Origin of the sequence: Nonomuraea sediminis, assembly GCF_018531495.1 — a bacterium.
GTDB lineage: Bacteria > Actinomycetota > Actinomycetes > Streptosporangiales > Streptosporangiaceae > Nonomuraea > Nonomuraea sediminis.
Window position 1 is genome coordinate 22,751 of record NZ_JAHDTI010000008.1, and the last position, 13,017, is coordinate 35,767.

At 64.7% G+C, this 13,017-nt stretch carries 9 protein-coding genes; 4 read left to right on the forward strand and 5 right to left on the reverse strand.

Annotated elements, in window-relative coordinates; all coding sequences use genetic code 11:
• Positions 1-724: 724 nt before the first annotated feature.
• Positions 725-1,108 (forward strand): integrase core domain-containing protein, encoded by a 384-nt coding sequence (locus KIK09_RS60690; protein WP_372455703.1) that lies wholly within the window; start codon positions 725-727, stop codon positions 1,106-1,108.
• Positions 1,109-1,402: 294 nt separating this feature from the next.
• Here the strand turns inward: KIK09_RS60690 and KIK09_RS31530 are convergent, their stop codons facing one another.
• A complete protein-coding gene (locus KIK09_RS31530; protein ID WP_214323060.1) occupies positions 1,403-2,296 on the reverse strand; it encodes a LysR family transcriptional regulator in 894 nt (297 codons plus the stop codon).
• Between the two features lie 187 nt (positions 2,297-2,483).
• On the opposite strand from KIK09_RS31530, the gene KIK09_RS31535 reads away from it, so the two are divergent.
• Entirely contained in the window at positions 2,484-2,942 is a 459-nt protein-coding gene (locus KIK09_RS31535) for a carboxymuconolactone decarboxylase family protein (protein ID WP_214323061.1), read from the forward strand.
• 146 nt (positions 2,943-3,088) lie between these two features.
• Positions 3,089-3,514 (forward strand): DoxX family protein, encoded by a 426-nt coding sequence (locus tag KIK09_RS31540; RefSeq protein ID WP_214323062.1) that lies wholly within the window; start codon positions 3,089-3,091, stop codon positions 3,512-3,514.
• 90 nt (positions 3,515-3,604) lie between these two features.
• Here KIK09_RS31540 and KIK09_RS31550 read toward each other — a convergent pair whose 3' ends face one another.
• Entirely contained in the window at positions 3,605-3,850 is a 246-nt protein-coding gene (locus KIK09_RS31550) for a response regulator (RefSeq protein WP_214323063.1), read from the reverse strand.
• Positions 3,851-4,862: 1,012 nt separating this feature from the next.
• On the opposite strand from KIK09_RS31550, the gene KIK09_RS31555 reads away from it, so the two are divergent.
• Positions 4,863-8,291: an LGFP repeat-containing protein gene (locus KIK09_RS31555; RefSeq protein WP_214323064.1), complete on the forward strand. Its 3,429-nt coding sequence runs from the start codon at positions 4,863-4,865 to the stop codon at positions 8,289-8,291.
• A gap of 818 nt (positions 8,292-9,109) precedes the next feature.
• On the opposite strand, the gene KIK09_RS31560 is transcribed toward KIK09_RS31555, so the two are convergent.
• The 3 genes from KIK09_RS31560 to KIK09_RS58120 all read right to left on the reverse strand — a co-directional run bounded on the left by KIK09_RS31560 (position 9,110) and on the right by KIK09_RS58120 (position 13,013).
• On the reverse strand, positions 9,110-10,477 hold the full coding sequence (locus tag KIK09_RS31560; protein ID WP_214323065.1) for an ApeA N-terminal domain 1-containing protein: 1,368 nt from the start codon (positions 10,475-10,477) through the stop codon (positions 9,110-9,112).
• Positions 10,478-10,572: 95 nt separating this feature from the next.
• Positions 10,573-12,654 (reverse strand): 3'-5' exonuclease, encoded by a 2,082-nt coding sequence (locus KIK09_RS31565; protein WP_214323066.1) that lies wholly within the window; start codon positions 12,652-12,654, stop codon positions 10,573-10,575.
• 77 nt (positions 12,655-12,731) lie between these two features.
• Positions 12,732-13,013 (reverse strand): hypothetical protein, encoded by a 282-nt coding sequence (locus KIK09_RS58120; protein WP_250574099.1) that lies wholly within the window; start codon positions 13,011-13,013, stop codon positions 12,732-12,734.
• Positions 13,014-13,017 lie beyond the last annotated feature (4 nt).

A 13,017-nucleotide genomic window follows, 5' to 3' on the forward strand; every position in this document is an offset into this window, starting at 1 on the left:
TTGCGTCGGCAGGTGGCAAGGCCTCGGCCGTCGTGGGCGGATCGGGCGGTGATCAGCGCGCTGGCGTGGCTGCTGTCCCGAGCCGGTCGTCGGCGGTTGTTCGTGACGCCGGGCACGCTGCTGCGCTGGCACGCCGATCTCGTACGGCGGCGGTGGACCTTCAAGCGCCGCAGCCATGGTCGGCCTCCCATCCGCGTCTCCATCCGGACCTTGGTACTTCGTCTGGCCCGGGAGAATCCGCTGTGGGGATATCGGCGGATCGCCGGGGAACTCGCGGCTCTGGGCTACCGGGTCGGGGCCTCCACGGTGTGGCTGATCTTGAAGAAGGCCGGCATCGACCCCGCACCGCGACGCGTGGGACCGACCTGGAGTGAGTTCCTGCGTGCTCAAGCTGCGGGGATCTTGGCGTGCGACTTCTTTCACTGCGACTCTGTGCTGTTCCAGCGCCTGTATTGCCTGGTCGTCATGGAGCTCGGTACCCGCCGGGTGCACGTCCTCGGTGTCACCGAGCACCCGACCGGGCCGTGGGTTGCGCAGCAGGTCAGGAACTTGATGATCGAACTGGGGGACAGGGTGGAGGGGTTCAGGTTCCTCATCCGCGATCGGGATACGAAGTTCACCACGATGTTCGACGAAGTCTTCACCGCCGCAGGCGTCCGCATCCATCAAGACACCGCCTCGGGCTTCGCGAGCCAACGCGTTCGCCGAGCGCTGGATCGGCGGCCTGCGCCGAGAACTCCTCGATCGGATCCTCATCGTCAACGCCCGCCACTTACGACGCGTGCTGGCCGCCTACGAGACCCACTTCAACGAGCATCGCCCACATCGCTCGCTGAGCCAGGCCGCTCCGCTGCGAGCCCTTCCCGACCCGGTCGAGGACGATATCAAGGTCATTCGACGTGACCGCCCTCGGCGGGCTGATCCACGAATACGCGCAGGTCGCATACGGCGGCCGAGTTCTTGGCACCCACAAGGTGCCCTGCGGGCGTGCGACTTCTTCGAGGTCCGCACGCTCACTGGGCGCGCTTGCACGTGCTGGCGATCATCGAGCACGCCACCCGCCGCATCCGCGTCCTCGGCGTCACTGCACACCCGACTGGGCACTTGATCTGGAACCAGCAGCACCTTCTGCACGCGCTGCAGGAGTTCGAGACCTTCTACCACGAGCACAGGCCACACCGCTCTCTTCGGCAGGCAGCTCCGCTCCTACCGCTTCCCGCTTCCAGCACTGACCCGGCATGGAGCACACCGCTCGATATCCGTCGGCATGAGCGACTCGGCGGAATCTTGAACGAGTACCGCTACGCGGCTTGACCAGGCCGGATGATTAATAGGCACCCGCAGGCTCGATGGGCCCGTACGGCTGGCGCGCCGGCATGAAGACGTGGTCGATGTCTCAAGGTCACGATTCCTGAAAAGTGCCGAGATCGCGGACGACCTGGGCGAAGGCGCGGATGAGGTCGGTCTCGGCGTCGCTGCGCCAGATCAGGCCCCATCTGAGAAGAGGGGCATCGTGAATGGGCAGGTAGGTGATGCCGGGGCGGGCGTGATAACGGGTGACGTGATTGCCCAAGGAGTTGACGGCCTCGCCAGTGCCGACAATGGTGTATAGCTCGTCAAGGTTTGTGATGATCGGGAGACGCTCGATCGGGCGACCGCTGGGTGTGTGGAAGGGAACGAACGCGTTCTCCCAGTAGTCGGGCACGGGCATGACCGATGCGAGGACGCCGAAGTCAGCGAGCGCCTCCAGCGAGACCGATCCCTGATCGGTCAGTTCGTGGCCGGTGGCCACCGCTAACACTTTGGGTTCGGTGCAGATGACGGGGCCGACGGTCATGTCTGGTTCCTCGACGGGCAGCCAGGCGATCAGTATGTCGATCTCTGCCTTGCGCAGCCCGCCGAACGGGTCGACGAAGGAGTTGTGGCGGATCCGCAGGCCCCAGTGCGGGTGGCGGCAACGGAAGGTGTCCCAGAAGGGGCGCAGGTCGTGAGCGTTGCTCGGGATCATGCCGATGCGGAGCACTTGGGTGATGCCCTGAGCGGCCAGCCTGGCCCGCTCCATGCTCTCTTTCAGACCGTGGTAGATCGGATGCAGGTCGTTGCGGAGCTGTTCGCCCAGGCGCGTGAGCCGTACCGCACGGCTCGTGCGCTCGAAGAGTTCGCCGCCGATCAGGCGCTCTAGCTTCTTGATCACCTGACTGACCCGCGCTGGTGTGATGTACAGCCGGGTGGCGGTGCGGCCGAAGTGCAGCTCCTCGACCAGCGTCAGGAAGATCTGGATGTCCCGTAGCTCCACGAGCGCCCCCTTTGGACGTTAAGCCTGAGATTAACGCACATTGAGTCGGCTGACGTTGATGCTGCTAGAGGCTGTATCGGAGGCTGGGGCTGTCCGAAAGCGCCTTTTCGTCCCACGTGATCGCGATATCCGCGGTCGGGTGCGCGAAAGGCGGTGACCACTCAAAACCTTCGAAAGGACAGCGGTCATGGGAGCACGGATGAAGAACCCGGCGATGGTCCTTCCCAACACCATGCAGGCTATTCAGGCCTTGTACAAGGCGACGTTCACCGGTGGCGTACCACAGCAGACGCTGGAGCTGGTCCATCTGCGGGCCAGCCAGATCAACGGCTGTAGCGCCTGTGTGGACTCCGGCGCCCGCAGCGCCAAGAAGGCGGGCGAGAGCGACGAGCGCTTGTGGGCGGTGGCGGCCTGGCGGGAGACGTCCTGCTTCACCGACGCCGAACGCGCCGCGCTGGCGCTCGCCGAGGCAGCGACCCGGCTGGCTGACCGACCCGACCCGGTCCCCGACGAGATCTGGGACCAGGTTGCCAAGCACTACGACGAGCAGCAGCTCGCGGCCCTGATCCTGATGATCGCTGTGACCAACCTGTTCAACCGCCTCAACGCCACCACCAGGCAGGTGGCCGGCGGCACCGGGGGCTGACCCACGCCAGGCGGCGCGAGTGCCACAACCGTCATGCGGTACGGCGTCGCCTGACGTCACACTCTCCCGTCGCGCCGTATCTCACCGGTGGCCGACGGGGATCTCGTCGTTCTCTCGATCAACTCAAGGAGTACAACATGGCCCCTGTGTGGCGGCAACGGCTGCTGATCGGCCTGTGCCTGTTACTGGCCCTGGAGTTCGCCGTCGGTGCGGTGACAAAGTTCTGGCCAGGTCCGACGTTCTTCGGCCCAGCGTATTCGGTGAAGTTTGCGAATTGGGGGTATCCGTCCTGGTTCCGTTTCGTGATCGGGGCCGGCGAACTGGTCGCCGCCGTGCTGCTGGTCATCCCACGTAGGCGGTTCAGATTCCTGGCCTCCGCGCTCCTGGTCGTCATCCTGGTAGGCGCGGTGCTCACGCACATCATCAGCCAGGATTCGCTCATGAACAGCATCTCGGCGCCGATACATCTGACGATCATGGCGGCCATCGCCTGGGCGTCTCGGCCCGAGGAATGGAGTGAGCTCTGGAGCCCGCGCGGAAGCGAGAAGCCGAAGGCGGCTGCGCATCCTTGAGGTACGGCAGGCCCTGCTCGTAGGCGTAGATGACCGCGTGAACCCGGGTGCGCAGGCCTAGCTTGGCGAGGACGCGGGCTACGTGCGTCTTCACCGTGCCTTCTTCGATCGACAGTTCCCGGGAGATTCAGTGCCCGTGAGCTGCCGGATCGCGACTACCCCGTCCAGGTACGGCAGGCGCAGGTCCATCACGACCACGTCGGGACGCCGCCAGAGCGCCTTGCGCACCGCTTCGGCGCTGTTGGCTGCCTCGTCGACGACCTCGATGTCTGGCTCGCTGTCCAGCGTCAGGCGGAGCGCCTGCCGTACCGGCGCCTGGTCGTGGGCGACCAGCACCCGGATCGTGTCCCGCTCTAAAACACGGTCCGGGCTCTGAGCTGGGATTCTGCTGCGCGATCAGAACGGCGGTTGTCACCATCGCGGGGTGCTGTTATCGCTGATCTACCGGGTGGTTCGGTGCCTATGCGGGCTTGTGGCGGTGCTGGTCCGCTCTGATGCGTCCAGGGAGGCTGAGCTGCTGGTGCTGCGTCACGAGAACCAGGTGCTCCGCCGTCAACTCGGAGGCCGGCCGCGGTGGGGTCGTGCCGACTGGCTCTGGTTCGCGGCATTGTCTCGATTGATCCAGCGCCGCCGGTGGGCCGAGGTGTTCCCGGTCGCCCCTGCGACGTTCTTGCGCTGGCATCGCAACCTCGTGGCGCGGAAGTGGACCTTCACTGGCAGGCGGCGCCCAGGACGCCCCTCCACCCGCCGCCCGATCAAGGCGCTGATCGTTCGGATGGCGCGAGAGAACCTGTCCACCGGCGATCGCGCCAAGGACATCGAGATCTTGGTGCTCCGGCATCAGCTGACCGCGCTGCAACGGCAGGTGAACAAGCCCGCGTTCACACGGGAAGATCGGTTCCCTCTCGCGCGGCTGCTGCATCGTCTGCCTATGGGCTGCGGCGTCTCACGTTGCTGGTCCGCCCTGATACGATCCTGCGCTGGCATCGTGATCTGCTGCGGCGCAGGCACGCCGCAGCCAGTGCTGCTCGGCGGCGGGGACGCCCGCGCACTGTCCTGTCCATCCGCGTGCTGGTGCTACGGCCGGCCCGGGAGAACTCCTCGACCTGTGGTGGCCGGCACCCGAACTCCACGCCCGCCTGGAATTCACCCTGATCAACCCCCTCACCAACCAGCCGTTCTTCGCCGCGGGTCAGGAGACCTCGTACGCGGATGTAGTTCCGATCCAGCCTGCTGGACGCCTTCGTCACTCACACCGGCCTGAAGGGGTCACGATCGGACCCCCGGGCGTCTGACTGAGTAGGGCCTACTCTGGCGCCGGGCCGGCTCCGGTTTCACGATCGGCGCTATGCTCACCCGACTCCTCACGCTGCTCGCCATGCTCGCCGCCATGCTGGCGGTCATCGGTCCGCCCGCCCAGGCTGCGACCGCGTCCGGCGGCCCGTGCACGATCACGCCGATCGGCCTCATCCACGACCGGTGGGATCTCCTCGACGGCAAGGACGGCCCACTCGGCTGCGCCACCGGCCCCGAGCAGGACGTGCCCGGCCGCAATGGTAAACGCCAGGATTTCGAGCACGGCCAGATCGCCTGGTCACCCGATCAGGGCAAGGACCTCACCGTCGCGGCCTATCAGCTCGGCAAGTCCGCGGTCGTGGAGTTCGGCCCGGCCAACCCCTTCAGCTACGACCACTTCCTGGTGCGCTGGGACCGCGACGGCCAGAACCTCGGCCAGGAGAGCGCCAGGTTCGTCACCCCGACGACCGGCTCGCACAGGGTCAACCCGGACAAGAGCGGCGACTACGTCTTCGTCGTGGAAGGCTGCGACAAGCCCCGCTATGGCTCATCCAAGTGCCGGCAGGGCTGGACGATCCCGGTCACCGCGCACGTGGACCTGTCCGGCAGCACCCACGACGGCATCTCTCCCAAATGCTTCATCGGGGCCTGGGAGGGCGAGATCTACGGCAAGTGGTACAGCATGGGCCACGAACTCGGCCCGCTGGGCTGTGCCGTCGCGGCGGCGGAGGACGTGCCCGGCCGTCACGGCAAGCGGCAGCGCTTCGAGCACGGTGAGATCGTCTGGTCGCCCGACCAGGGCGCGCAGATGACGGTCGCGGCCTACCTGCTGGGCAACAGGGTCAGCGTGGACTGGGGTCCGACCACGCCGTTCACCTACGACTTCTTCCAGATCCGCTACGACAAGGACGGCGCGAACCTGGGCCAGGACGAGCTGAAGGCCAGGCTCATGTCGCCCAGCGACGGCGACCTCGGCCGCTGGACCAGGCGGCTGCAGGGCATGGGCGAGTACTCCTTCGTCGTCCAGGGCTGCGACGCGGGCGGCTTCCTCGGCGGGGCGACGTGCCGGCAAGGCTGGACGATCCCGGTCCACGTCACGCTCCAGGCCCAGCCTGGCCAGGCCGCCTGCACGCAGCAGGCCGGCGGGCTGATCGGCGAGCGCTGGCAGGAGTTGCGCGGCTCGGCCGGCCTGCTGAGCTGCCCGACCGGCCCCGAGCAGGACGTGTCCGGCAGGCGGGGCAAGCGGCAGGACTACCAGCACGGCCAGATCGCCTGGTCGCCCGACCAGGGCGACAAGATGGTGGTGGCCGCCTACCAGCAGGAGGGCCAGGCCGTCTTCGAGTGGGGGCCGAGCCAGCCCCGCTTCGACTACGACGTCTTCATCGTACGGTGGGACAGCAACGGCAGGAACCTGGGCCAGCGGGAGATCAAGGGCTCCCGGACCAGCGGGAAGATCCGGGTCGGCCTGCCGCCCAACTGGGGACCGATCACCTTCGTCGTGGAGGGCTGCGACACGGGCATCGGCGGCTCCACCTGCCGGCAAGGCTGGACGATCCCGGTCGGCTTCACCCCTACCTCGTTCAGCGAGGACGTGGACATCTCGGCGATGTCCGCGACCGATCCCGCGACTGCCCTGGCCACGCACGACAACCGCACCAAGGCTGTGGTCGAGCAGCTCGCCTGCCAGAAGATCGTCGACCTTGACGGCACCCAGCCGGGCGAAGACGAGGCGGCCACGATGGTCACCCGGATGGAGCGGGTCCAGCTCGAGGGCAACGCCGACGCCTGCGCCGGCGAGCTGCCCAACCGTCTGCTGGTCAACGAGATCCTGCGGGACATGCCCACCAAGCCCGTCGGCACCGAATCCGACGACTGCCCGGTCGAGCCCAAGACGCTGGGTGACTACGACACCTTCCTCAAGGGTCTCCTCTACATCGCCTACCGGGACCGCTGGCTCCTCGACAACGACGTCTGGCAGAAGATCACCCACGAGCTGCTGACGATGAACGGGCCGCACCGGGTCAGCGAGGAAGGCAAGGTGATCTGCGCCTTCGTCTCGCCGGAATCGGAGAACCACATCCTGCTCATCGAGAGCGCCCGCTACCTCACCAACCAGATCTTCTTCGCCGAGACGCAGGACGCCATCTGGGACAACCACGTCAACGGCATGGACGTCTACCTGCTGCGGTTCCTGCAGACCATCTCCAAGCATGACTTCCTGGAGTTCAACGCTCGGCCGTACCAGCGTTACTCGCTGAACGCGCTGCTGAATCTGTACGACTTCGCCGAGGAACCGCGGATGCGGGCGGCGGCGCGGATCCTGCTGGACTACGCGACCACCAAGTTCGCCGTGTCGAGCAACAAGCTGCGCCGGGCCGGGCCGTTCCGGCGGCTGGCCGCCAACACCGACGCGGCCAACGGCAGCTACTACAGCGGCGGCTCCGACCCACAGACCGGGTTCTTCCTGCTCTACACCGGTCTGTCGGAGTTCACGGATGGGAAGCTGCCCGGGCACTGGCGGATCGAGGCCTCCATCGCCGGACTGTCGAAATACCGGCCGCCGCGCGCCGCCTACGAGCTGGCCATGAACAAGGGCACGCCGTACGAGGAGCGCTTCTACCACGGTGACCGGCCGAAGATCCATCCGGACGCGGACCGGGCGGAAGGGGGTGTGGAGATCTACTCGAGCTCTCCCTCGTTCCTGATCAGCGCTGGTGGCGTGTTCCTCAACAGCGGTTACCGGATGGACGAGTTCACCGGCTACCGGCATCGGGGCAACGGGCAGGCGACCACGCTGATGCCCACCGCGGCAAATCTGAACTTCGCCGATCTGATCCGCTTCAACGGCGGCCTCCGTCCGGGCCACACGCCTCCCGACCGGGACGTGGTCAACACATGCGTGGCCGGAGGCTTCGCCTGCGGGCTCCAGGGCGTGGTGCCCGAACGCTGGCAGCGGTGCTTGGGGCCGGAGTCCGATGGGCAGTGGCTGCTGCTGGACTCCGACAAGTGTGGGGGGCTCGGCTTCCACGTGGCGATCCAGATCAACAAGAACGGCGTCCAGCCGGGCGTCTACGAGAACGCCGGGTTCTTCTACGCGCTGGAGAAGTCGAAGATGCCGTTCAGCACCTTCGCAACAAAGATCAAGGAGCTCAACACCGGCATTCCCCGGAACCTGGACGTCACCACGCCCTACACCTTCCACGCTCCGGACGATCACACCTATCGGTTCCAACTGCACCGATTCGGCGACAAGTACCTGAACAGGATTCTGGAGATAGACGGGGTGAAGCAGCCCGACAGCCTGACCGTCTGGCCTTTGGCCGACGGCGAGTTCCTCCGGTCCCCCGGCCACGACGGCCTCATCAAGATCTTCCGCCCCGGCTGCGCCAACCCCCTGACGCTAGACTTCCGCGACATGGTACGGCCAGCCGTAACAGACCCGGCCACCCCGGACCCCTCACCCATCTGCCCGGCCATCTGAACTCCCGCAAGGGGAGAGCTCCCGTCAAGTTGAGCTCTCCCCGCGAGGCGGTGGCCTCGACCGGCTGAGCTCTATGCCAGGGAGAGCCCCACGGGCCGGGCTCTCCCTGGAAGGGGCTCACCCGCGGGACTGAAACGATGGCGGTCTAAATGATCTACCGCGATACACGGTCCGTACACAAGAGCAACCACCGAGCAACCAACCATGATCAACAACGAGGTCGGAGGCTCGCGAGAACCGAGTAATCGCAGGTCGGATGGGGTGTATGAGAGTAGGGCGGGTGGGACTTGAACCCACGACCCACGGATTATGAGTCGGTTCCCTCAGTGTCGCCCGGTGCCGCGGACTGACACCTTCTATCGTTGTGGACGGAATTCTCCCCGCCGTCGTGTCGCGAAGTGATGATGGATGCCGTGCTGTATCGCGTACACGCGAGCAACCACCGAGCAACCATGTGTTCTTGACCATCGCCATTATGTGCCATTCGCCCCTTTCTCGACGCGGCTATGTGTTGCCGCGAGGCCTCGACCCGCAAGGCGGCCAAACGTGGACGAGCAACCACCGAGCAGTCATGCGTGGCGAGCTGGCGGACGTTGGCACTCGATCCGGAGACCCTGCGGCTGCTGCGCCAGCATGAGCGTGCGCAGCGCCGGCTGCCAGGGGGCGGAGGCTACCGACCAATCCGATCTTCACCCTAGGCAGCGGAGTGTCGCTTCCTCCACGTCCACCATCACCGCGCCGCCCTCGCTGGCATCCTCGGTCAGCAGCATCGCCGACAGTCGCCATCACACGATCAGGACGACGGTACGTGGCCTCGATCAAAGAGGTGGGAGTGTGGCCCGGAGCCTCGGCCCCAGTCCATTGAAGGCGTCATGTTTGGTGATCTGCTGAAAAACTGCCTCGGGGGCTCTCGCCTCTCGCAGTATGCACAACACGAAAACCCAATACAGGGACCTGGCAAGGAAGAACTGCGCGGAGTTGCTCTGCTTGACATGGGTCCCGCCATGGTGCGCAATGTCGTTCCGGTGATCCTTGACCGCTTTGATCCACCGCTGAACGTCGCCGCCGATGAGAGCGAGGAACGGGCTCCCTGCCAAGGTGGCGCAGCGTGCCATGCGTTGTGCGAAAACGCCGCTTGTGTGGTTAACCCGATCGAGGAATTCAAGAGCGGCAGCGTAGCTGAGCAGGCGATCTGAAGTGAACATGCTGGGCGCGTATCGACTACTCACCACCCGCCCGAGGGCGCTGCGGTAGCGCTCGACCTGGTCGAGCCATCGGGCTACACCTTCAACGCCACCGAACTGCTCGAACGTGAAATAGATGTCTTGGAGGCGCATGGAGCCGGGGGTTTTACTAGTGTCTCGATTGTTCCATTTTGCGAAAAATTCCACCGGTCGGGGATGGGCATTATCATCCCGCTCATGGTTAGCCAGGGCGGAATTCCAGTACCGCAATCCATCGATTTCCGCTGTCCGGCCAGTGGCGATCGACACGAGATCCTGTAGATCACTGATGCGCTCGAGCAGGTCTTGCGTACCTGCGACGCGTGTAGAGTCAATCCGGAAGTAGAACTTTTGAGCAAGACTCCGACCAGTGATACGGTCGCCGCTAACCCGAATGCTATGAGTGAGTCGGAGCGTGCCGTCGGCAAGCAGTGCGGTTTGATCGTCGAGGGGAACCACCTTGAGGTCTATTGCTTTGAGATCAGGGTTGGACTCGGAAAGGAATGTGTAGGATTCTTTGATGGCGGGTCGCCCGATCCACTGCGTTAGGTAACGAAGGTCAACAGATACTGAATTTGCCGTGGGAAGCTCGCTGTCTCCGAAATTGGCGCCTCGATAGATCTGGTTGACATTGACTGTTTCGGTCCCGCCGCCGCCGGTGAGGGATCTGCGGACGCTTTTGCGTACACAGTCTTCCAGTGTGTAAGAATTTCCGCCTGCTCGTCCCAAGATTCTTGGGTAAGTGCCGGCGTTTTCCAGTGAGTCGCGCGAATAAGTGATGGTCACAACTGCGCCTCGGCGTTCCGTCCGCTCCCCTTCTTCGTCCATGCCGCGGAAGGTGCCGATTAGCCGTAGCTCGGAGCCGGCATCCGGATCGAACCGTAATACTCCCGCAACTCGCCGACCTTCGCGACCGGGCAGCCACCATTCTCCTTGAGCCTCGAAGGCGCGATGAGGGACCACTCTGACCGACCTCTCGGAATGTGTGCTTTCAAAATCAGGGTATCTATGGCCGCGCTCGGCTCTCGTTTAGATCAGTAAAGCTACGACACTTCTCCTCAGGTATCAGAAAGGAACGTGCTGGGGGTACCGTGCCAAGAAATGGTGAGCTGCTCACGTGCGCGGGTGCAGGCGACGAACAGCAGGCATCTCTCACGCTGTACGTCGTGATCATGTGAGGCTTCGTCGTCGGCGGCAGGGGTGACTGCCGAAGGCGGCGGGACGGCATGCTCGTTGAGGCCGATCACAACCACGCAGCGGAACTCCAATCCCTTCATCCGATGCATCGTGCCGACGCCGACCTCCGAGTCGGTATTCTTCCTGGCCAGCGAGGCAGCGGGGATGCCAGCGGCCTTGAGCCAGGCCAGTGCTTGATCGGCATAGTGGTTGGAGCGGGCCGCGACGCCTATCTGGCCGGGAGGAATTCCTTGATCTATCCACTCGCGGACGGACTGTACGAGCGAGTCCAGTTCCCTCTGCGGCACGCTGGCGCTGATCAACAGGGGCTCGGGACCGTGAATGTCAGAGCGGTAGCCCGCCAGACTCTCCAAGCTTTCGTTCATATCGTCGATCTGCTCACCGCGCAGCAGCGACAGGCTCCATCGCAAGATCTCCGCCGTGGTCCGGTAGTTGATCCGCAACCGACTCGACCGTCCGGCCACTTCGATCCCGACGCTGCGCAGTGACACCCGGTTGTCGTAAATACGCTGGTGGGTGTCGCCCGCGAGGAACAGGTCGTCCCGTGCCGGCTCGACGGCGGCGCGCAGTAACCGCCACTGCCAGGGGCTGAGGTCCTGCGCCTCGTCAACGATGACATGGCGGTACGGTCGCAGCCCGCGCTCATGCAACAGCCGAGTGGCCTCCACGCACACGGTCTCATAGGTCCAGACGCCGTCATTGCGCAGGTCGGTGAGAAAGTCGCTGATCGCCGCCCACACCTGGGCTTTCTGCAACGCGCCGAGGGCACGCCCGCGTCCATGCCGCCGAGCGCTCTGGAAACCCTCCAAGGTCTCGATCCCCTGTGTCAGGACGACCTGCCGCCACTCCTGCGCGAGAAATGTCTCGTTGAACCGCGCCGGTAGGCCTAGCGTGCGGACGATCCGGGCCCACCGCTCCTTCTCCTCGTCCTGTCCGAGGATGGCGAGTCTGCCGCTGCCGCCGGTGACGAGGCGGTGCGCGACCGCGTCGATATGCCTGACCTGGATTCGCTCGCGGACCTCGCCGTCCTCTATGAGGCTGCCAAGCGCGGTCTGCAGGATCGCGGGCAGCGTCCTGATGAATGTGGTGAGCAGAATGGGACCGTCACCCTGCTCTGCCAGATGCTTGGCCCGGTGCAGGGCGACAACGGTCTTGCCGGTGCCTGGACCACCGGTGACTCGGGCGGAGCCGCTGAAGGATCCGTACGCCACGGCGCGTTGAGAAGGGTGCAGATAGACACGCCATAGAGCGAACGGCTGGGTGAAGGCCCGCATCAGTTCATCAGGGCCGCGCACCAGGAGGATTTGCCCGGCGGAACGCTCGACGGCGGCGGCGACGTCTTCGGTGTCGAACGATTCGGCACCGATGGGCAGCTCGGCCCAGACCTGGTCAGGCGTCAGCCCGGCCGCCAGGCCGGTGAGCACATCATGCTGGGCTTTGGGCAGGAACCCGGCGGTGGTCAGCTGGTCTTCGGCGGTCAATGTGCGGGCCCAGGCCAGGACCTGGGCGTCCACGCCGAGTCGCGCCATGTCGGCGTCGTTCACATGCGCGAACAGTGGGGCGCCGCCGCCGGCTCCGGCTGAGGACGCCGGAGTGGAGGTGGTTTCCAGCGTCACGACATCCCGCAACTCGATGGTCGCGGTGACGGTGTTGACCGTGGCCCGGTGCCGCTTGGCCCACTCGTATGCCTTGTCATGCGGGAGCACGTTGAGCAGAACGTAAGTGTCGCCCTTGGCCGGTGCGAGAACGACCCCACGCCAGAAATCGTTTATGCGGATTGTGTGCATCTGGTGATCTTTGGCGTTTTTGACTGGTTCCAGATGAAGCGAGGCGTATGTCGCGCCTTCGAACTTCGAGAACACTTCCGCGACGCGGTCCTGGACTTGTTTCTCAAGCTTGACGAACGTACGGAGGAAATCGCGATAGATGCCGAGCTTCGCCATGCACTCCTCCGTCGTCACATACCGTTCTGTGAACATAACAGAACGAACATCTGTAGGGCTCTCGGATCCTGGGGCCATCAATGATAGATATGTACGGCGGTGATCTCGCCCAAGCACGAAAAAAACGACATACGGTGAAGAAGTAGGACATGGATGTTTTTCAGTTGCATGAGCGTCTTGTCGCTGACTACGAAGATTTCACCATGTCCTTGGTGCATATTCGGGATGACCGAATTGCCGTGCACCTGGAGGAGGAACGCAACCAGCGGGTTCGCTGGCCGCACCCTTGGGTGTCGCTCAATCCAAGCTTCGCCGAAGGCGGCACCATCGCGGAGGCCGTCCGCGACGGTCTGCTTCATCCCA

Bases quoted from the DNA above. Each gene is read 5' to 3' on its own strand.
- KIK09_RS31535 (WP_214323061.1), top strand. From the start codon at position 2,484: ATGGGAGCACGGATGAAGAACCCGGCGATGGTCCTTCCCAACACCATG.
- KIK09_RS31555 (WP_214323064.1), top strand. From the start codon at position 4,863: ATGCTCACCCGACTCCTCACGCTGCTCGCCATGCTCGCCGCCATGCTG.
- KIK09_RS31565 (WP_214323066.1), bottom strand. From the start codon at position 12,654: ATGGCGAAGCTCGGCATCTATCGCGATTTCCTCCGTACGTTCGTCAAG.
- KIK09_RS58120 (WP_250574099.1), bottom strand. From the start codon at position 13,013: ATGAAGCAGACCGTCGCGGACGGCCTCCGCGATGGTGCCGCCTTCGGC.